This window comes from Streptomyces sp. NPDC015345, assembly GCF_043078805.1.
Taxonomy (GTDB): domain Bacteria; phylum Actinomycetota; class Actinomycetes; order Streptomycetales; family Streptomycetaceae; genus Streptomyces.
In genome coordinates this window covers 285748-304603 of record NZ_JBIBTX010000006.1, presented here as the reverse complement: position 1 = coordinate 304603, position 18856 = coordinate 285748, and the positions used below count along the sequence as shown (strand labels likewise).

The following is an 18856-nucleotide window of genomic DNA, read 5'->3' as shown; positions in this document are numbered from 1 at the left end:
CTCGGTGCACTGCCGCGATCCGGCAGTCTTGACGCGTTCTTGATGCCGACGCTAGTCGAAGACGTAGCGTGCCCCCGCTCGTGCCCTGAACGTCTTCGTGCCGCCCTTGAACAGCGTGCCGCGCACGGTGAGTTCGCGGGTGCGCGCCGCCGTCAGGACGACGCGGACGGCGCGGCCCGAGGCCCAGGTGATGTCGACGGTCGCGCCGCCGCGGGCGCGCAGTCCGCGCACCGACCCGTCGGGCCAGCTCGCGGGCAGCGCGGGCAGGATCTCGATCGCGTCGTGCTGGCTCTGGAGGAGCATCTCGACGATGCCGGAGGTCGCGCCGAAGTTGCCGTCGATCTGGAAGGGCGGGTGGGTGTCCCAGAGGTTGGGCAGCGTGGCGGACTTCAGCTGCTCGCCGAGCATCTTGTGCGCGTGGTCGCCGTCCCGCAGCCGCGCCCAGAAGTTGATTTTCCAGGCCTTGGACCAGCCGGTGCCGCCGTCGCCGCGCGCGGTGAGCGACACCTTCGCCGCCTCGGCCCACTTGCCGCCGGGCTCGATCTGCCGGCCGGGGTGCAGGGCGTAGAGGTGGGAGACGTGGCGGTGCTCGTCGGTCCTGTCGTCGAGGTCCGCCTTCCACTCCTGGAGCTGGCCCCAGGAGCCGATCCGCAGGCCGGGGTCGAGCTTGCCGAGGGTCTTCTCCAGTTCGGCGCGGAAACCGGCAGAGTCGCCGAGTACGCGCGCGGCTTCGAGGGTGTTGGTGAGCAGGTCGTGGACGATCTGCTGGGCCATGGCGCCGCCCGCGGTGAAGTCGCCGTGTTCGGGCGAGTAGCTGGGCGTGACGACCAGCGTGCCGTCGCGCGGATCGGCGCGGAGGTTGTCGAGCCAGAACTCGGCGGCTTCCTTCATCGCCGGGTAGGCGGTGGAGCGCAGGTATTCCGTGGAGCCGCCGAAGCGGTAGTGCTCGTAGAGCTGCGCGGTGAGCCAGGCGGCGGCCTCGGGGAACCAGAAGGCGGTCGACCAGTCGTGGACCCCCGTGAAGCCGTAGGGGTTGGTCTCGTTGTGCACCACCCAGCCGCGGCTGTCGAACATCTCCTTGGCCGTCCGGCGGCCGGGGGCGCGCAGGGCTTGGACGAAACGGTCGTACGGGGCGGTGGTCTCGGCCAGGTTGGCGGCCTCGGCGGGCCAGTAGTTCATCTGGAGGTTGATGTTGGTGTGGTAGTCCGCCGACCAGGGCGGGGTGGTGCTGTTGTTCCACACGCCTTGGAGGTTCGCGGGCAGTGAGCCCGCGCGCGAGGAGGCGATGAGGAGGTAGCGCCCGTACTGGAAGTACAGGGCCTCCAGGCCGCGGTCGGCGGCGGCACTCCCCGCTTCCCCGTACTGCTCGAGCAGCCGGTCGGTGGGGAGGGCTGCGGGCAGCGGCCCGCCGAGGTCGAGGGCGACCCGGCCGAACAGGGCGCCGTGGTCGCGCAGATGGCGGGCGCGCAGGGTGCCGTGGCCCGCTTCGATCGCCTGGTCGACGGCGCGGGTGACGGTCCGGTGCGGGTCCTCGCCCCGGTAGCCGGGGTAGGTGTCGGCGTAGTCGGTGCCCGCGGCGAGGACGAACCAGACGTGGTCGGCGCCGGTCACCGTGACGCTGCCGTCGTCGTGCGCGACGCGTGTGCCGCCCTGGTGGCGGATCCGCAGCTGGGCCTCGAACTGCAGGGCGTTGTCGGCTAGTTCACCGCGTACGGTGATCCGGTCGCCGTACGCCTTCGCGGTGAAGTCGGCGCGCGGCGAGCTGTAGCGCAGAGTGCAGGTGACCTGGGCGGCGCGGTCGGCGGAGAACCGGCCGACGATCACCTTGTGGGGGTACGAGGCGAAGAACTCCCGGTGGTGGCGCACCTGTTGGTGGCGGTACGTGACGGTCGCGAGGCCCTGGCCGAGGTCGAGGGCGCGGCGGTATGTGGTGTCGGGTGCGGCCGGGGCGCCGGGCATGTCGATGTGCAGGTCGCCGAAGGTCTGGTGGGCGCCGTAGCCGCGGCGGGCCTGCCCCAGCTCCTTCGCGACCGCTTCGGGGGCGAGCCGGCCCTTGTCGTCGAGTTCCTCACGCACGGCGTCGAGGGCGCCGGGCCTCGGGGCGCGCCAGTTGCCGGAGTCGTAGCCCTCCTCGGAGCCGGGGCCGCCGGTCCACAGGGTCTTCTCGTTGAACTGGAGGCGTTCGCAGGCGAGGGAGCCGAAGACCATGGCGCCGAGGGCGCCGTTGCCTATGGGCAGGGCCTCACGCTCCCAGTCCTCGGCGGGAGCGGCGTACCAGAGCAGCGATTCATCCGATGTGTCGTGGTACGGCTTCTCGGCCGCCACGGCGTCGGCGAGTCCGCCGCCACCGGCTGCCAGTCCGGCAGCGCTGCCGAGGGCGGACTTCATGGTGGTCCTTCGCGAGATCCCCTGAGTCATGACCGGCCACGCTAAAAGTCCGATGACTGGCCTGGCAAGACGGAAAACCGCCCCGGTCCTTGGACGGAACGGGGCGGTGCTTGGACGGAAAGTGCGGGGTGCGGTGCGCTGGGGGCCTGCGGGGCTGGTCAGCCCTGCTGGAAGAGCTCCGCGGGCAGCGGCTTCAAAAGCGCGTACAGATCGTCGGTGATCGGCCGGTCCCAGGCGGCGATGGTCACCAGGACGTTGTCACTGCGGTCGAACTGCACGCACGAGATGCGGCTCTCCGACAGCTTCAGGCGGCGCACGATGAGGAGGTTGTCGCCCTGCATCACCGGCATGTCCTCCGTGGAGACGACCGTGATGTCCTCGTCGTTCTCCAGGGCGAGGAGCAGCTGCGCCACCTCGAAGGGGACCTCGCCGTCGGCGGTCTCGCGCGCGGGCGAACCCTCGGGGAGGTTGCCGATGATCATCGCGGGGCCGCGCCCGCCGAACAGGTCGTAGCGCAGGAAGACGCCCTGGCAGCTGCCGTCGGGGGCGGGCAGCAGGCCCGCGCCGAGATTGCCGGGCCAGTCACCGGGATCCATGGCCAGGACGTCGAAGTCCGGGCCCGCGGGGGTGGCGGAGCTGCGGCGGCGGAGGAAGGACATGCGCCCATGGTACGTGTCCGCCGCCGCGCGCCGACGTGGGGGCGCGGCTGGTCGGCGGGGGTGGCGGTGGCGGTGGCGGTGGCGGTGGCGGTGGCGGTGGCGGTGGCGAAGCATACGGGCCAGGCGGGGGCCCGGCCGGCCCGGTCACCGCCACCGGCCGAGTAGGGTCTCGGCCGGGATCATGAGCCGGGGGTACGGGGAAGGGGGCCGGGGAGTGGGCGAGGGCACAGGGATGGGTGGTCGCAGGGGGACGGCGGGTGGAGGCGGGCGTGCGGGCGCGGGCGGCGGTACCAGAGCGGGCACGGGTACGGGTGATGCCTGCGCGCTCAGTGACCACGCCGCAGCGGACGACACCGGCGCCGCACACCGCGACACCACCGCACCGCGGGACGCCACCACCCCAGACGGCGGCGCCCCCACCGCACCGGCCGACCCCACCGCCCCCGACCACCGCACCGTCCTGAACTACTGGCACGGCGGTCTCAGCCAGGTGCCGGACGAAGTCTGGCGTCACCCGGGGCTGGAGGTGCTGCTCCTGCCCGACAACGCGCTCACGCGCCTTCCCGCCCGCATCGGCACGCTCGCCGCCCTGCACACCCTCGACCTCGGTCACAACCGGCTGCGCGCGGTCCCGGACGAGATCGGTGACCTCCCTGCCCTGAGCCGCTTCCTCTACCTCCACGACAACGACCTCACCGAGCTGCCGGCCTCGCTCGGCCGCCTCAGCCGGCTCGGCTACCTCAACGTCGGCGAGAACCGCCTGACGGCCCTCCCCGGCACCCTCGGCGCGATGTCCGGTCTCGTCGAGCTGCGCGCCCAGCACAACCGGCTGACCCGACTGCCCGACACGATCGGCTCCCTCGGCGCGCTGCGCGAGCTGTGGCTGCGCGGCAACCGCCTCGATGACCTGCCCGCAGGCGTGGGAGCGCTGACCGCCCTGCGCGAGATCGAGCTGCGGGAGAACGCCTTCACGGCCGTACCGGAGGCCCTGCGCGGCCTGCCGTCGCTGCGCCGCGTCGACCTGCGCGGCAATCGGGTGCGTCAACTCCCTTGCTGGCTCGCTGAGTTGCCCTCGCTGGAGAAACTGGACCTGCGCTGGAACGACACCCACGTTCCCGACGATCTGCTCCGGACCCTGGAGGACCAGGGCTGCGTCGTCCTCCGCTAGCGCGGCCCGTGGTGCTCAGCCGGCGTCCGGCGGCACCACCGCGACCGGGCACCCCGCGTGCAGCAGAACCGCGTTGGTGACCGACCCCAGCATGCGGCCCGGCGCCGTCCTGCGCCGGTGGCGGCCGACGACGACCAGCTCGGCGGCGTGCGAGGCGTCGACGAGGTGGCCCGCGGCGTCGCCGGAGGCGAGGACCACGTCCACCGGCACGTCGGGGTGGCGCTCCCGGTACGGGGCCAGCTCGGCGGCCGCCAGTTCCCCGTACTCCCGTTCCGTCTCCCCGTCGGCGACGGCGTTCATGACGAAGTCGCCGGCGGCCGTGCTGCTGAGGACGGGCCACGGATACGCGGCGACCACCTGGAGCCGTGCCCCACGCCGTCCGGCCTCCGCGAACGCGAAGGCGGTGGCGTCGCTGTCCGGTGCGGGCGCCGCGAGCCCGAGGACCACGCGGGGCCGCGCGGCCGGCACCGTCCCCTCCGCCGCACCGTCGTCACCTTGCGCGGGGCGCGGTACGACCACCACCGGGCAGGCCGCCTCCCGCGCGCACGCCAGGCCGTTCGAACCGAGCAGCAAACTGGCGAAACCGCCCCTGCCGCGCGAGCCGAGCACCAGCAGCCGGGCCCGGTCGCCGAGCCGCGGCAGTTCACGCCCGGGGCTGCCGTCCACGGTGACGAACTCCAGCGGCGGCAGGCCGGCGCGCCCGTCGAGGAGGGCACGTACATGGTCGAGCACCGGGTCGCCCTCGGTCGGCTCCCACACCGGTGCGAACGGCCCGTCGACGAGCGGAACGCCGTACGCCCGCACATGGACCATTCGCAGCGGCGCCTCCCGCAGGCGGGCGGCGGTCAGCGCCCACTCCAGGGCGCGGACGCTGCCGGCGGAACCGTCGACGGCCGCGACGACGGGGCTCGAGCTGTTGACCGTTTCGCTGCTCATGGCCTCAGCCTGGTGCAGCGAGCTCCGCGCCGGGAGAGTCGAAGGTCACGTGCCCACCAGGGCCGAAAGGCCGTGGGAGGCGGCAGGCCGGAGAGGCGGTCCGGGCGCGTCAGGTCAGGTCGAACTCGCCCTCACGTGCGCTGTGGACGAAGGCTCCCCACTCCGCGGGTGTGAAGATCAGGGACGGGCTCTCGGGCCGGCGGGCGTTGCGCATCGCGACGAAGCCTTCGACGAAGGCGATCTCCACGTCCCCTCGCCCCTCGCTGCTCGATCGCCAGTCGGCGGTGCTGAGGTCGAGCTCCGGCTTGTTCCAGCCCGCGAGCGGATGCTGCTGCATGGTGCTGTCGGCCACGTCCGTGCTCCTCCCGATGCGTCGTCCGGCGCCAGCCTAGCTTTCGCCTCGGGCGCCGGACAGGCCGCGGCGGAAGCACCACGATCGTCGGGCGTGCGCAAGTGCCGTCAGGTGGTGGGCGGTTCGGCCCCGACGAGCCACATGGAGAAGAACTGCGCGCCGCCTCCGTAGGCATGCCCAAGCGCCTTGCGGGCCCCTTCGACTTGGTGCTCCCCCGCCTGGCCGCGCACCTGAAGTGCCGCCTCGGCGAAGCGGATCATGCCGGAGGCGCCGATGGGGTTGGTCGACAGGACGCCGCCGGACATGTTCACCGGGAGGTCGCCGTCGAGTTCCGTCACGCCGGCCTCGGTGAGCTTCCAGCCCTCGCCCTCCGCCGCGAAGCCGAGGTTCTCCAGCCACATCGGCTCGTACCAGGAGAACGGCACGTACATCTCGACGGCGTCGATCTCGCGGCGCGGCTCGGTGATGCCCGCCTGCCGGTAGACGTCGGCCGCGCAGTCCTTGCCGGCCTGCGGGGAGACGAAGTCCTTGCCCGCGAAGAGCGTCGGTTCGCTGCGCATGGCGCCGCCGTGCACCCAGGCGGGCGGCCGGGGTGAACGCGCCGCTCCCGTCCGGTCGGTGAGGATCATGGCGCAGGCCCCGTCGGAGGACGGGCAGGTCTCCGAGTAGCGGATCGGGTCCCAGAGCATCGGCGAGGCCTGGACCTTCTCCAGGGTGATGTCGTGCTCGTGGAGGTGCGCCCAGGGGTTCTTCAGGGCGTTGCGGCGGTCCTTGTACGCGACGAGGGAGCCGACCGTGTCGGGGGCGCCACTGCGCCGCATGTACGCCCGTACGTGCGGGGCGAAGAAGCCGCCCGCCCCGGCGAGCAGCGGCTGCTGGAAGGGGATGGGCAGCGACAGGCCCCACATCGCGTTGGATTCCGACTGTTTTTCGAAGGCCAGGGTCAGGACGGTGCCGTGGACGCGGCCCGCGACGAGGTTGGCGGCGACGAGCGCTGTGGAGCCGCCGACGGAGCCCGCGGTGTGGACGCGGAGCATGGGTTTGCCGACGGCGCCGAGGGCGTCGGCGAGGTACAGCTCCGGCATCATGACGCCCTCGAAGAAGTCGGGGGCCTTGCCGATGACGACGGCGTCGATATCGCTCCAGGTCAACTCCGCGTCCAGCAGCGCGTGTTGGGCCGCCTCGCGGACCAGGCCCGCGATCGACACGTCGCGCCGGGCGGCCACGTGCTTGGTCTGCCCGATCCCGACGACGGCCACGGGCTCCTTGCCCACCGTCCCGCTCCTCGTGTCGCTCATCGGGCGTCTCCTTCCAGGACGGCGACCAGGTTCTGCTGGAGGCATGGACCGGAGGTGGCGTGCGCGACGGCGCGGTCGCAGGCGCCCCGGTGGATACGGGCGGCGGCCTCGCCGATCCGGATGAGCCCGGCGGCCATCATGGGATTGGCGGCGAGCGCGCCCCCGGAGGGGTTGACCGTGACGTCGTCACCGAGGTCCAGGGCCTTGCGCAGGACGACTTCCTGGGAAGTGAAGGGGGCGTGCAGCTCGGCGGTGTCGACGGGCCGTTCGAAGACGCCGGCGCGCTCGGCGGCCAGACGTGTGGACGGCGAGTCGGTGAGGTCGCGCACGCCGATGCCGTGCGCCTCGATCCGGTGGTCGATGCCGCGGATCCACGCGGGCCGCTCGCACAGGCCCCGGGCGCGCTCCCCGGCCGCGAGGATCACGGCGGCCGCCCCGTCACCGACCGGTGGGCAGTCGCCGGTGCGCAGCGGACGTACGACGTACTCGCCCTGGTCGACCGAACCGCGCAGCTGTGCATGGGAGTTGGCGGCGGCGTCGGCGCGGCTGCGGTGGGCGACCTGGGCGAGGGCGGGCTCGTCGGTCTCTCCCGCGTCGATGAGCGCCTGCGCCTGGAGCGCGGCGAGCGCCACGGAGTCGGGCCACAGGGGGGCGACGTAGTACGGGTCGAGCTGGCGGGTCAGCACGTCGCGCACGGACCCGGGTGAGGCCTTCCCGTAGGAGTAGACGAGCGCGGTGTCGGCCTCGCCGGTCTGGAGCTTCGTCCACGCCTCGTAGAGCGCCCAGGCGCCGTCCATCTCGACGTGCGACTCGGAGATCGGGGGCCAGGCGCCGACCCCGTCGAGCGCCATGGTGAAGGAGAAGGCGCGGCCCGCGAGGTAGTCCGAGGAGCCGGAGCAGGTGAATCCGATGTCACTGGTCCGCAGGCCGGTGGCGGCGAGGACCTCGTGCAGGACCGGCATGAGCATCTCCACTTCGGAGAGCTCGTCGGTGGAGCGCAGGTGGTCGGTCTGGCCGAAGGCGACGACGGCGACGTCGCGGACGGGCCGCATCACGGACGCTCGCGCGGACCGTGAGGCGGGCTGTGGCGCGGACGGTTCACGGGGCGCCATCTAGACCAGCTCCTTGTACGTGTCGTAGTCGGCGTCGGGTTCACCCGTGGGCCGGTAGTGGTCGGGGTAGCGGCCGCCGTCGGTCCACACCGGTTCGACGCGCAGGCCCATGCGGACCTCGTCGTAGGGGATCCCGGCTATGCGGGCGTGCAGCGCGAGGTCGGCGCCGTCGAGGGCGATGTGCGCGTAGACGTAGGGGACTTCGATGGCGTCGTTCATTGCGTTCTTCGCCTTGATGTTGACGATGCAGTACGTCGTGACGGTGCCGCGCGGCCCGACCTCCACCCGCTCCGCCGTGGCGACGCCGCAGGTGGGGCAGGCGCCCCGGGGCGGCACGTAGACCTTGCGGCAGGACGGGCAGCGTTCGCCGACGGTCTTCCGCTCGGAGAGTGCGTGGATGTAGGCGGACTGGGCGCGGCCGGGCGAGTAGGTGTAGTCGAGCCGCGCGGCCGCGACGATGCCGGTGACGGGCTCGTCGAACTCGCCCGTGTGAGGTTCTGGCCGCCGCTCGTCGCGAGCCCCGTCGTACGGCTCGAAGCAGGCGATGTCCGTGATGGCGCCGACGCGCTCGGCGGCCCAGCGGATCCGGACGCGCATGCCGGTGCGCACGGCGTCCGGGCCGGGTGCGTCGAGGGCGTGGAGCAGGGCGGTGTCGGCGCCGTCCAGCTCGACCAGGACCCAGGCGAAGGGGGTGCCGAGGGGCTGGCCGCGGCGCGGCTCGTGGTTCCAGGCCCAGGTGGTGACGGTTCCCGTGGCGGCGACCTCGACGAGGTCACGTATCTCCTCGGCGGTCACGGGGTCGTATTCGACAGGGGGTACGAGTGTGCGACCGTCACGGGTCTTCACCCCGAGGACGGTGCGCTCCCGCAGCCCGGTGAGAAAGGCGCTCTGCACGGGCCCGAGGGAACGGGTGAAGGGAAACTCGACGACCAGAGGCGCACGCAGCACCTCCGGCGCGGGAACGGATGCCATCGACGGAACTCCATTTCATCCAGAACCGAAAGAACACACATTCACCCAAGGCCCCCGCCCCCCAGGGCGCGGGGAATTGCGCGACCAGCCACAACCGACCCGTGGCCAGAACACGACCTAGGCCCGTCGAAACACCGGCACCCGCTTCTCCACGAACGCCCTGGCCCCCTCCTTGGCATCGGCCGTGTCAAAGACCGGCCACCCCCGCTTCAACTCGGCCGCCAACCCCTCCGCCTCCGTCATCTCGGCCGTCTCGTACACCGACGCCTTGACCGCCTCCACCGCCAGCGGCCCACACGCGTTGATCTGCTCGGCGATGGCAAGCGCCTTCTCCAGAGCCGTGCCGTCCGGCACGACATGCCCGACGAGACCGACCGCCGCGGCCTCGGCGGCGGTATACGCCCGCCCGGTGAGCAGCATTTCCAGGGCATGCGTACGAGGGATCTGCCTCGGCAGCCGCACGGTCGACCCGCCGATGGGAAAGAGCCCGCGCCGGACCTCGAAGAGACCGAACGTCGCGGACTCGCCCGCGACCCGGATGTCGGTGCCCTGAAGGATCTCCGTACCGCCGGCCACGCAGTACCCCTCGACGGCGGCGATGACCGGTTTACGGGGGCGGTGGTGGCGCAGCATCGCCTTCCAGTGCAGGTCGGGGTCGGCCGCCAGCCGGTCCCGGTACTGCTCGCCCGCCATCCCCTTGCCCGCGAGGGCCTTGAGGTCCATGCCCGCGCAGAACGCGCCCCCCGCGCCCGTGAGGACGACCGAGCGGACCTCGTCGTCCTCGTCGGCGGCGAGCCATCCGTCGTAGAGACCCACGAGCATCCCGAGCGACAGCGCGTTCTTCGCTTCGGGCCTGTTCAGCGTGAGGATCAGTGTGGCGCCCGCGCGCCGCACGGAGAGATGTTCCGTCCCACCCATGTGCCGTGCTCCCTCCATCGACGGCCGGCGCCCGGCCGACCGGACGCTCCGGACGTAGAACAGGTTGCAGTAGGCGCGGAGCCAGTTCAATAGTTTTCTGACACTCAGTCAGTTTCCTTGCGCGGGAGCCCTTCCCAGTTGCGGGTGCCTCTGCTCTGATGACCGCCAAGCCGGACGTCGGACGAGACGTCGCGAGGGACACCGGGGTCAGGAGGAGTGCGGTGGAGTACAACCTTGCCGACCTTTTCGAGTCGGTCGTCGACGTGGTCCCCGACCGCGAGGCACTCGTCTACATCGACCACCCCGGCACGGGCGCGGAGCGCCGGCTGACCTACGCCGAGCTGGACGCGGCCGCCAACCGCATCGCCCACCACCTGATCGACGGCGGCCTGAAGCCCGGCGAGCACCTCGGCCTGCACCTGTACAACGGCGTCGAGTACCTCCAGACGGTCTTTGCCTGCCTCAAGGCCCGTCTCGTCCCTGTCAACGTCAACTACCGCTACGTCGAAGAGGAGTTGGTGTACCTCTACCGCGACGCGGATCTCGCGGCGCTCGTCTTCGACGCCGAGTTCACCGAGCGGGTCGCGGCGGCACTGCCCCGTACGGAACGGCTGCGGCACCTGATACGGGTAGGGGCGCCGCCCGTCGGCGCCCCGGAGCTCGACGTGGTGGCCTTCACGGCGGCGGAGGCGGCAGGCTCGCCGGAGCGCGGATTCGGGCCGCGCTCGGCCGACGACCTGTTCATCATCTACACCGGCGGCACGACCGGCATGCCGAAGGGCGTCATGTGGCGCCAGGAGGACCTGTTCTTCGCGGGGCTCTTCGGCGGCGAACCGGCGGGCGAGCCGGTGAAGCGCCCCGAGGAGCTGGCCGAGCGCGTCGCGGCGGGCGGCCCCGGCCTCACCTTCTTCCCGGCTCCCCCGCTGATGCACGGCACGTCGACGCTGACGTCGTTCATCGCCTTCAACTACGGCCAGCGGGTGGCCCTGCACCGCAAGTACGTGCCCGAGGAGGTGCTCCGCACCATCGAGCGGGAGAAGGTGTCGAGCGTGTCCCTGGTGGGCGACGCGATGCTCAGGCCGCTCATCGACGCGCTGCGCGGACCGCTCAGGGGCACCGATCTGTCGTCCCTGTTCAGCGTCTCCTCGTCCGGGGCGATCATGTCGGAGACGGTGCGCGCCCAGTTCCAGGAACTGGCGCCGAACGTACTGCTCCTGAACAACTTCGGCTCCTCCGAATCCGGCTCCAACGGCAAGGCCACGGACGACTCGGGCCCGGAGAAGGGCTTCCGCCTGGAGGTCAACGAACGCACCCAGGTCGTGGACCCCGCCACCCACGAACCGGTCCCGGTGGGCGAGCCGGGCCGCCTCGCCCAGCGCGGCCACGTACCGCTCGGCTACTACAACGACCCGGCGAAAACCGCCGAGACCTTCTTCCAGAAGGGCGACGAGCGCTGGGTGCTGCTCGGCGACATGGCGACCGTCGACGAGGACGGCATCGTCACCGTCCTCGGCCGCGGCTCGCAGTGCATCAACACCGGCGGCGAGAAGGTGTATCCGGAGGAGGTCGAGCAGGCGCTCAAGTCCCATCCGGACGTGTACGACGCGCTGGTCGCCGGGGTGCCCGACGAGCGGTGGGGCTCCCGGGTCGCGGCGGTCGTCCAACTCCGCGCCGACGCACCCGCGTTGGACCTGGAAGGCGTCCAGAGGCACTGCCGCGCGCTGCTCGCCGGTTACAAGATCCCGCGCGCGGTGGTCTTCACCGACCACATCCAGCGCTCGCCGAGCGGCAAGGCGGACTACCGGTGGGCGAAGGCGGTCGCGGCCGGAGGGTAGGCGCGGCGTTCAGGCCACCCAATGCGGCCGCCGGGCGGTGGCCACGCGCGGAAGCCCCGCCGCGAGCGTGGCCGCCAGACGGCACACGGCCTCGCGGAGGGTGTCGGCGGGCAGGGTGTACGGGATGCGGAGCCGCTGCTCGAAGACGCCCGGCTCGGTGGCGAAGTGGCCTCCGCCCTCGATCCGCACCCCGTGGTCGAGCGCCCGCTTCGCCAGCGCGGCGGCGACCGGCTCCCCGAGGTCGACCCAGAACGAGAGCCCGCCGGGCGGGAGTCGCCACGTCCAGCGCGGCAGCTGCTCGGTGAGGGCGGCTGCCAGCGCGTTCCGCCGGCCTCGCAGCCGCTCCAGCCGGTCCGCCTGCATGGCGTCGGCCCGGTCGAGGAGGTCGAGGGCGAGGAGCTGGTCGAGGACGGAGCCGCCCATGTCGGTGGCTACGCGCTGCCCGGCCAGCTCGGTGACGAGCCGCGCGGGCGCGCGCAGCCAGCCGACGCGCAGGCCCGCCCAGTGCGTCTTGCTCATCGAGCCGATGGTGATGACCTGGCCGCCCGCCCCGCCGGGAGCCGCGTGGGCGGCGAGGGGCGCGGGCGCGGGCACATCGAGGGCGAGTTCGGCGAGCGTCTCGTCGACGACGAGCCAGGTACCGGAACGCCGGGCCGCCCGCAGGACACGGACCCGCTCCCCCTCGGGCATGAGGAGGCCGGTCGGGTTGTGGAAGTCAGGTATGAGGTAGGCCAGTTGGGGCAGCTGCCGGAAGGCCGACTCGACGATCTCGATGTCCCAGCCGTCGTCGGTCACCGGGACCGCCGCACTGCGCAGCCGGGCACGCCGCATGGCCTCCAGGGCGTTCGGGTACGAGGGGTTCTCGGTCAGGACTCGGTCGCCTGGACGGCATAGCAGCGCCAGGACGAGGCTGAGCGCGTGCTGGGCGCCGGAGGTCACCAGGATCTGTTCCGGCACGGTGGGCAGGCCACGGCGCGTGAAGCGTTCGGCGAGGGCGGCGCGCAGGTCGGGCAGGCCGTACGGGTGGTAGCCGGGAGTTTCCTCGTGGTCGGCGAGGCGCGGGGTGACGCGGGCGAGGGCGTCGGCGAGCGTGCCCGGCGGGAGCGTGGGCGCGGCCCTCGCGAGGTCGATCGCGGTGTCCTCGGCCGTGGTCAGCAGGCGCCGCACTCCGCTCGGGGCGCGGCCCTCGGGCAGGGCCGTCCAGGTGCCGGCCCCCTGGCGGCTGCGCGCGTAACCGCTTTCGCGCAACAGGTCGTAGACAGCCGTGACCGTCGTCCTGCTGGTGCGGAGGGCGGCGGCCAGGTCCCGCTCGGCGGGCAGTCTGACATGCAGGGCGATGCGGCCGTCCAGGATGAGGGCGCTGATCGCCTGGGCGAGGTGGCGGTAGGCGGGGCGGGCGCCTGCCGGGTCGGGCAGCAGGGCGGCGAGCTGCCGGCTGCCCAGTGCGTCGACCACACCATTCTCCTCTGATTGGCCGTGTTTTCCGGGCCAATCAGAGCACAGGGTGGCGCCGGTGGCCCAGTTTCACGGCAGCGGCCTTCCGCGTTCCCCATTCCCGCGTCCCACGCCCACATCCCGGAGGCAACCAGCCATGCCGCAGGACAGCATCACGTACGTCCCCCTGCGCGAGCGTCCGTCGAGACGCCTCCCCCAACTCTTTCTCGGCCTCGCCCTCTACGGCTTCAGCCTCTCGGCCCTGGTCCGGGCGGCGCTGGGCGTCAACCCCTGGAGCGTCCTGTACGAAGGGCTGGAGCAGCGCACACCGCTCAGCTTCGGCACGATCAGTGCCGTCGTGGGGGTGCTCGTCCTGCTGGCGTGGATCCCGCTGGCGCAGCGGCCGACGTTCGGCACCGCCGCCAACATCGCCGTCCTGGCCGTCTCCTCCGATCTTGGTCTCGCACTCCTGCCCGAGGGCCTCGGCCTGCCCGCCCGGGTCGGTCTGCTCGTGGGCGGGGTGTTCCTGAACGGGCTGGCCGTCGCCGTCTATGTCGGCGCGCGCCTCGGCCCCGGCCCCAGGGACGGCCTGATGACCGGCTTGTCCGCCGCCACGGGGCGCTCCCTGCGCCGGGTCCGTACGCTCATCGAGGTCGCGGTGCTGGCCGTGGGCTGGCTGCTGGGCGGCACCGTCGGCGTCGGCACCGTGCTCTACGCGCTCGCGGTGGGCCCGGTCACGCAGTTCTTCGTGCCGCGGTTCGCCTACGAGCGGGTGTCACGGCGCGCAGACGGACCGCAATGCCCGCCCCAGGACGAGCGCATGGAGGGCGTCGAGACGGTCGGTGTGCCGGACGTGCGCGGTGGCGGCGGTCAGGACTCCCCCGCAGGACGGCGCCGTCCGCGCGCCCGCTGAGGCCGCGATGCCCCGCACCAGGTCCGTGTTGATCCGGTTGATCTCCTCACGGACCTCGGCGAGGTCGGGCCGCGCCTGCGGCGCCTGTGATGGGGTGGCGTCCCAGCGCCGGAACAGCTCCCGCTGCACCACTTTGTTGGCCTCGATCTGATCCCGGAAGATCCGCACGGTGGCCTCGGGGTCGCCGCCGGCCTCCCGCGCCGCTCGGGCCACGGCGTCCAGGACCTGCTTCTCGCGGCCCGAGTCGTCGATCGGGCTGCCCGTGCCGTACTTGGCGGCGGCGACGAGGTCGGCCGTGGCCAGGCGCCGCGCGGACAGCTCGGCGAGCGGGTGCAGTCGGGCGTACGACCCATGGGATGCGGCGGCGTCCCCGGCGCCGGTCCCTACGGGTGCGGCGACCGCCACGGCGCTTCCCGCGAACAGGGCGGCGGCCATGACGCCGGTGGTGAGAACACGGCCCGTGGCCGAGGTGAGTCGCACGGAGAGTTCCCCTTACTCATCGCTTCCACTGGTCACATACTCATCGCTTCCATTGGCCACTTCCGACAGCGGGCCGACTCAGCGGTTCGCCGCTTGCCTCCGCCATCTATTCAACTTTGAGTAGGCTGCTCGGCATGGTCGAGAAGACGATCCCCATGCTCCCCTGTCAGAGTCTGCAACCGGTCCTCGACTTCTACACCGCCCTCGGTTTCGAGGTGACCTTCCAGCAGAAGAGCCCGAACCCCTACGCGGTGGTCGAGTACGGCGCGATCGAACTGCACTTCTTCGGCATGAAGCGGTACGACCCCACCGAGTCGTACAGCGACTGCTGCGTCATCACGGACGACGTGGACGCCCTCCACACCGCGTTCCGAGCCGGCCTCAAGGCCACGTACGGCAGGATCCCGAGCCGGGGCCTGCCCCGCATCGGACCCGTCAAGGACATGTCGTACGGCACGCGGCAATTCCTGATGAGCGACCCGGGCGGCAACTGCGTCCGGATCGCCCAGAAGACCAGCGAGAACCAGCACCACCGGCCCGCCCCGAAGGAGACCTTCGCGCGCGCCCTGCACTTCGCCACCGTCTTCACCCACTCGCACGAGGACCCGGCCGGCGCCGCGAAGATCATCGACCGGGCGCTGGCCTTGGAGGACGAACGGCCGACACCTCTCCAGGCGGCACAACTCCTGCTCCTGCGCGCCGAAGTGGCGTACCGCCTGGATGACGACACCACAGCCCAGCACATGCTGGACAAGGCCACATCGGTCCGTCTCACGGAAGAGCAGAGGAAGTTGGTGCGCGACGACCTGGAACGCCTGACGGAGCTCCTGAGCCCCTGACGGAACCCCTGAGTGCGGCGAGCAGACGCAGGGTCAACTCTGGTCGGAGACGGTGACCTTGCTCGGCGACGTGGGCGCCGCCCGGCCCTGACCCCGGTCACGTCCGGGCGTGACCGCGACGCCGAGCCGCCGTCTCTAATCCTGCGCCAGGAACCCCGCCACCCGCCGTGTGAACCACTCGGGGTCGTCCAGCCATGCCCGCCGCGCGGCTGCACTTGGCGTACGCCGTGAGGAAAGAGGCCCGCGAACTCCTCGGCGTGCGCGGGGTTCGGGCCGCCGTCCCACTCCCCCGCGATGACAAGCACCGGAGCCGCCACGGCGGCCAGGGCCGCTCGGGTCGCGGGCGGGTCGAAGGCGCCCTCGCCGTAGAAGGCGGCGGCCGCCCGCGCGCTCTTCTCCGTGGCCGAGCTCCGTCCCGTCGTACGCGCTGAATGTCGGCATGGGCGTGATCATCACATCCCGGGTCGGCCCCGGGCAATGCGCCACGGACCCGGCGCGGACCGGCCTTCGCAGCTCGAAGCGGGTGCGCGCGGTCCCTTGACGCCCACCGCCGGGCCTGGATTACTGACCTCGACGGAAGATCGACGACCGAATGATCGGTCGCCGGTTCGGGACGGGAGAACTCCTTATGACGCGTATGCCGCCGCAGCTGGACGCCGGCGAACGGCTCGGCCCCCGCGAGCTCGGGGCGCTCCAGCTGGAACGCCTCCAGGACACCCTGCTGCACGCGTACGAGAACGTCCCGTTCTACCGGGCGGCGTTCGACAAGGCGGGCCTGCGCCCCGACGACTGCCGCTCGCTCGCCGACCTGGCGCGCTTCCCGTTCACCGCCAAGGACGACCTGCGGGCCAACTACCCGTTCGGCATGTTCGCGGTCGAGCAGTCCGAGGTACGCCGGCTGCACGCCTCCAGCGGCACGACCGGGCTCCCCACGGTCGTCGGATACACCGAGCGTGACCTGTCCATGTGGGCGGACGTGGTGGCGCGGTCGATCCGCGCCGCGGGCGGCAGGCCGGGCGACAAGGTGCATGTGGCATACGGGTACGGCCTGTTCACCGGTGGTCTCGGCGCCCACTACGGCGCCGAGCGGCTCGGCTGCACGGTGATCCCCGCGTCCGGCGGGATGACGGCACGTCAGGTGCGTCTGATCGAGGACTTCCGCCCCGAGATCATCATGGTGACCCCGTCGTACATGCTCACGCTCCTGGAGGAGTTCGAGCGGCAGGGCGTGGATCCGCGTACGACGTCCCTGCGGGTCGGCATCTTCGGCGCGGAGCCGTGGACGGAGGAGATGCGGCGTGAGATCGAGGAGCGATTCGCGATCGACGCGGTCGACATATACGGGCTCTCGGAGGTGATCGGCCCGGGTGTCGCCCAGGAGTGCGTGGAGACCAAGGACGGGCTGCACGTCTGGGAGGACCACTTCTATCCCGAGGTCGTGGACCCGATCACGGGTGAGGTGCTGCCGGACGGCGAGCGCGGGGAGCTGGTGTTCACCTCGCTCACGAAGGAGGCGATGCCCGTGATCCGTTACCGCACAAGGGACTTGACGCGCCTGCTGCCCGGCACGGCCCGCACCTTCCGGCGCATGGAGAAGGTGACCGGCCGCAGCGACGACATGGTGATCCTGCGGGGCGTCAACCTCTTCCCGACGCAGATCGAGGAGATCGTCCTGCGCACGGCGGGCGTCGCCCCGCACTTCCAGCTGCGCCTGACCCGCGAGGGCCGCATGGACGCCCTCACCGTCCGGGCGGAGGCACGCGCGGACACCCCGCCCGAGCGGCGGGAGGCGGCGGCCCGGGAGATCGCGGCGGCGGTGAAGGACGGCATCGGCGTCTCGGTGGGCGTGGACATCGTGGACCCGGAGACGATCGAGCGCTCGGTGGGCAAGTTCAAGCGGATCGTGGACCTGCGTACGGGGTGACCAGGCCCTTCGTACGGGGTGAGGGGTTCAGGACGTGCCGAAGCGGTCCCGCAGCTCCCGCTTGAGGATCTTGCCGCTCGCGTTGCGTGGCAGCTCGTCCACGAAGAGGACCCTTTTCGGGGCCTTGAAGTGGGCGAGGTGCTCGCGTGCGTGGGCGATGAGCGCGGCCTCCGTGAGCTGTTCGTCCTTGCGGACGACGACCGCGGTGACCGCCTCGATCCAGCGATCGTCCGGCAGTCCGATCACCGCGGCCTCCGCGACGCCCGCGTGCGCGTACAGCACGTCCTCGACCTGGCGCGAGGCGACCAGTACGCCACCGGAGTTGATGACGTCCTTGACGCGGTCGACGACGGTGAAGTAGCCGTCGGCGTCGCGGACGGCGAGGTCCCCGGAGTGGAACCAGCCGTCGCGGAACGCCTCCGCGCTCTCCTCCGGCTTGTCCCAGTATCCGTCGCACAACTGCGGTGAGCGGTAGACGACTTCACCGCGCGTGCCGTCCGGCACCTCCTGGCCGTGCTCGTCGACGACGCGCGCCTCGACGAACAGGACGGGCCGCCCGCAGGAGTCCATGCGGCCCTCGTGCTCGTCGGGCCCGAGGACGGTGGCGAGCGGCCCGATCTCGCTCGCCCGAAGCAGTTGTAGAAGCCGAGCCCCGGCAGGCGGGACCGCAGCCGCTCCAGGACCGGCACCGGCATGATCGACGCGCCGTAGTACGCCTTGCGCAGGGCGGTCAGGTCACGGGTGGCGAAGCCGGGGTGGTGGGAGAGGCCGATCCAGACGGTGGGCGGCGCGAAGAGACTGTCGGCGCGCCCCGCCTCGACGAGGTCGAAGATCCGCTCGGCGTCGGGCGCGTCGAGGATCGTGTTCTCGGCCCCGACCGCCAGGTACGGCAGGAGGAAGACGTGCATCTGCGCCGAGTGGTAGAGCGGCAGCGAGTGCAGGGGCTTGTCGCTCTCCTTGAGGTCAAGGGCGGTGATCGCGCTCGCGTACTCGTGGACGAGCGCGCGGTGCGACATCATCGCGCCCTTCGGCTGCGCGGTCGTGCCCGAGGTGTAGAGCAGCTGCGCCAGATCGTCACCGCGGGGACCCTCGCCCTCGTACGCCCCCGACGTGGCGAGCCGGGCGAGCAGCGAGTCGTCCGTGTCGCGCAGGGGCAGGGCCGCCGCCCCGGCGGGGAGGCGGCCGGCGAGGCCGGGGTCGGCGAGGACGAGTGAGCTGCCCGACTGGCGGACGATGTACGCGAGGTCATCGCCGGTCAGGTTCTGGTTGACCGGCACATGGACGAGGCCCGTGCGGGCGCAGGCGAGGAAGCCGATCAGATAGGCGTCGGAGTTGTGGGCGTAGGCGCCGACCCGGTCGCCCGGCGCGAGACCGTGATCGCGCAGGACCCGGGCCGCGCGCGAGACGGCGTCGTCGAGTTCCTCGTACGTCCAGGACCGCTCGCCGTAGCGGAGTGCCGTGCGCCGCGGTGTGCGGCGGGCACTGCGGCGAAGGACCGCGTCGACCGTGTTGTCACGTGCACCCGTCATGGCGTGATCCTGGGTCCCCTGGGCGGCCCGGTCAAGGGACGACACAGATGACATACCGCTTGGTACGCTCAACCACTCCTTCCCTCAGCGCAGTTGGGA

At 71.9% G+C, this 18856-nt stretch carries 16 protein-coding genes and 1 pseudogene; 5 read left to right on the top strand and 12 right to left on the bottom strand.

The window, feature by feature from the left end; genetic code table 11:
* Nucleotides 1-51: 51 nt before the first annotated feature.
* Together ACF062_RS25600 and ACF062_RS25595 are read right to left on the bottom strand one after the other, a co-directional pair.
* Nucleotides 52-2388 (bottom strand): glycoside hydrolase N-terminal domain-containing protein, encoded by a 2337-nt coding sequence (locus ACF062_RS25600; RefSeq protein ID WP_392142034.1) that lies wholly within the window; start codon nt 2386-2388, stop codon nt 52-54.
* Nucleotides 2389-2546: 158 nt separating this feature from the next.
* On the bottom strand, nt 2547-3047 hold the full coding sequence (locus ACF062_RS25595; protein ID WP_392141551.1) for a hypothetical protein: 501 nt from the start codon (nt 3045-3047) through the stop codon (nt 2547-2549).
* A 6-nt stretch (nt 3048-3053) separates the two neighbouring features.
* Here ACF062_RS25595 and ACF062_RS25590 point away from each other — a divergent pair, with 6 nt between their 5' ends.
* Together ACF062_RS25590 and ACF062_RS25585 are read left to right on the top strand one after the other, a co-directional pair.
* Entirely contained in the window at nt 3054-3212 is a 159-nt protein-coding gene (locus tag ACF062_RS25590) for a hypothetical protein (protein ID WP_392141549.1), read from the top strand.
* Nucleotides 3213-3507: 295 nt separating this feature from the next.
* Nucleotides 3508-4215 carry a leucine-rich repeat domain-containing protein gene (locus tag ACF062_RS25585; RefSeq protein ID WP_392142032.1) on the top strand — a complete coding sequence of 236 codons (708 nt, stop codon included), beginning with the start codon at nt 3508-3510 and terminating at the stop codon, nt 4213-4215.
* Nucleotides 4216-4230: 15 nt separating this feature from the next.
* On the opposite strand, the gene ACF062_RS25580 is transcribed toward ACF062_RS25585, so the two are convergent.
* The 6 genes from ACF062_RS25580 to ACF062_RS25555 form a co-directional block, all read right to left on the bottom strand.
* Entirely contained in the window at nt 4231-5151 is a 921-nt protein-coding gene (locus ACF062_RS25580; protein ID WP_392141547.1) for a universal stress protein, read from the bottom strand.
* Nucleotides 5152-5260: 109 nt separating this feature from the next.
* Entirely contained in the window at nt 5261-5503 is a 243-nt protein-coding gene (locus ACF062_RS25575; protein WP_223778596.1) for a DUF397 domain-containing protein, read from the bottom strand.
* Between the two features lie 107 nt (nt 5504-5610).
* Nucleotides 5611-6777 carry a thiolase domain-containing protein gene (locus tag ACF062_RS25570; protein WP_392142030.1) on the bottom strand — a complete coding sequence of 389 codons (1167 nt, stop codon included), beginning with the start codon at nt 6775-6777 and terminating at the stop codon, nt 5611-5613.
* A gap of 20 nt (nt 6778-6797) precedes the next feature.
* Nucleotides 6798-7853: a thiolase domain-containing protein gene (locus ACF062_RS25565; protein WP_392142028.1), complete on the bottom strand. Its 1056-nt coding sequence runs from the start codon at nt 7851-7853 to the stop codon at nt 6798-6800.
* 60 nt (nt 7854-7913) lie between these two features.
* On the bottom strand, nt 7914-8885 hold the full coding sequence (locus ACF062_RS25560; protein ID WP_392141545.1) for a Zn-ribbon domain-containing OB-fold protein: 972 nt from the start codon (nt 8883-8885) through the stop codon (nt 7914-7916).
* A 117-nt stretch (nt 8886-9002) separates the two neighbouring features.
* Nucleotides 9003-9803 (bottom strand): crotonase/enoyl-CoA hydratase family protein, encoded by an 801-nt coding sequence (locus ACF062_RS25555; protein WP_392141543.1) that lies wholly within the window; start codon nt 9801-9803, stop codon nt 9003-9005.
* A 221-nt stretch (nt 9804-10024) separates the two neighbouring features.
* Between ACF062_RS25555 and ACF062_RS25550 the strand changes: the two genes are divergently transcribed.
* The gene (locus ACF062_RS25550) at nt 10025-11638 is read left to right on the top strand and encodes an acyl-CoA synthetase (protein WP_392141541.1); all 1614 of its coding nucleotides are present in this window, start codon (nt 10025-10027) and stop codon (nt 11636-11638) included.
* A 9-nt stretch (nt 11639-11647) separates the two neighbouring features.
* Here the strand turns inward: ACF062_RS25550 and ACF062_RS25545 are convergent, their stop codons facing one another.
* Both ACF062_RS25545 and ACF062_RS25540 read right to left on the bottom strand, forming a co-directional pair.
* Nucleotides 11648-13093: a PLP-dependent aminotransferase family protein gene (locus ACF062_RS25545; RefSeq protein ID WP_392141539.1), complete on the bottom strand. Its 1446-nt coding sequence runs from the start codon at nt 13091-13093 to the stop codon at nt 11648-11650.
* A 754-nt stretch (nt 13094-13847) separates the two neighbouring features.
* A complete protein-coding gene (locus ACF062_RS25540; RefSeq protein ID WP_392141537.1) occupies nt 13848-14465 on the bottom strand; it encodes a chorismate mutase in 618 nt (205 codons plus the stop codon).
* Nucleotides 14466-14599: 134 nt separating this feature from the next.
* On the opposite strand from ACF062_RS25540, the gene ACF062_RS25535 reads away from it, so the two are divergent.
* Nucleotides 14600-15304 (top strand): bleomycin resistance protein, encoded by a 705-nt coding sequence (locus ACF062_RS25535; protein ID WP_392141535.1) that lies wholly within the window; start codon nt 14600-14602, stop codon nt 15302-15304.
* Between the two features lie 637 nt (nt 15305-15941).
* On the top strand, nt 15942-17228 hold the full coding sequence (gene paaK / locus ACF062_RS25530) for a phenylacetate--CoA ligase PaaK (protein ID WP_392142027.1): 1287 nt from the start codon (nt 15942-15944) through the stop codon (nt 17226-17228).
* A gap of 27 nt (nt 17229-17255) precedes the next feature.
* Here the strand turns inward: paaK and ACF062_RS25525 are convergent, their stop codons facing one another.
* Together ACF062_RS25525 and ACF062_RS25520 are read right to left on the bottom strand one after the other, a co-directional pair.
* On the bottom strand, nt 17256-17510 hold the full coding sequence (locus tag ACF062_RS25525; protein WP_392142025.1) for a hypothetical protein: 255 nt from the start codon (nt 17508-17510) through the stop codon (nt 17256-17258).
* A gap of 219 nt (nt 17511-17729) precedes the next feature.
* Nucleotides 17730-18757 (bottom strand): annotated as a pseudogene (locus ACF062_RS25520) (AMP-binding protein); the annotation flags it as partial.
* Nucleotides 18758-18856: the final 99 nt, after the last annotated feature.

Excerpts from the sequence above, each read along its gene's own strand:
- ACF062_RS25600 (WP_392142034.1), bottom strand. The coding sequence starts at position 2,388 with ATGAAGTCCGCCCTCGGCAGCGCTGCCGGACTGGCAGCCGGTGGCGGC.
- ACF062_RS25595 (WP_392141551.1), bottom strand. The coding sequence starts at position 3,047 with ATGTCCTTCCTCCGCCGCCGCAGCTCCGCCACCCCCGCGGGCCCGGAC.
- ACF062_RS25590 (WP_392141549.1), top strand. The coding sequence starts at position 3,054 with ATGGTACGTGTCCGCCGCCGCGCGCCGACGTGGGGGCGCGGCTGGTCG.
- ACF062_RS25580 (WP_392141547.1), bottom strand. The coding sequence starts at position 5,151 with ATGAGCAGCGAAACGGTCAACAGCTCGAGCCCCGTCGTCGCGGCCGTC.
- ACF062_RS25565 (WP_392142028.1), bottom strand. The coding sequence starts at position 7,853 with ATGCGGCCCGTCCGCGACGTCGCCGTCGTCGCCTTCGGCCAGACCGAC.
- ACF062_RS25560 (WP_392141545.1), bottom strand. The coding sequence starts at position 8,885 with ATGGCATCCGTTCCCGCGCCGGAGGTGCTGCGTGCGCCTCTGGTCGTC.
- ACF062_RS25555 (WP_392141543.1), bottom strand. The coding sequence starts at position 9,803 with ATGGGTGGGACGGAACATCTCTCCGTGCGGCGCGCGGGCGCCACACTG.
- ACF062_RS25535 (WP_392141535.1), top strand. The coding sequence starts at position 14,600 with ATGGTCGAGAAGACGATCCCCATGCTCCCCTGTCAGAGTCTGCAACCG.
- paaK (WP_392142027.1), top strand. The coding sequence starts at position 15,942 with ATGCCGCCGCAGCTGGACGCCGGCGAACGGCTCGGCCCCCGCGAGCTC.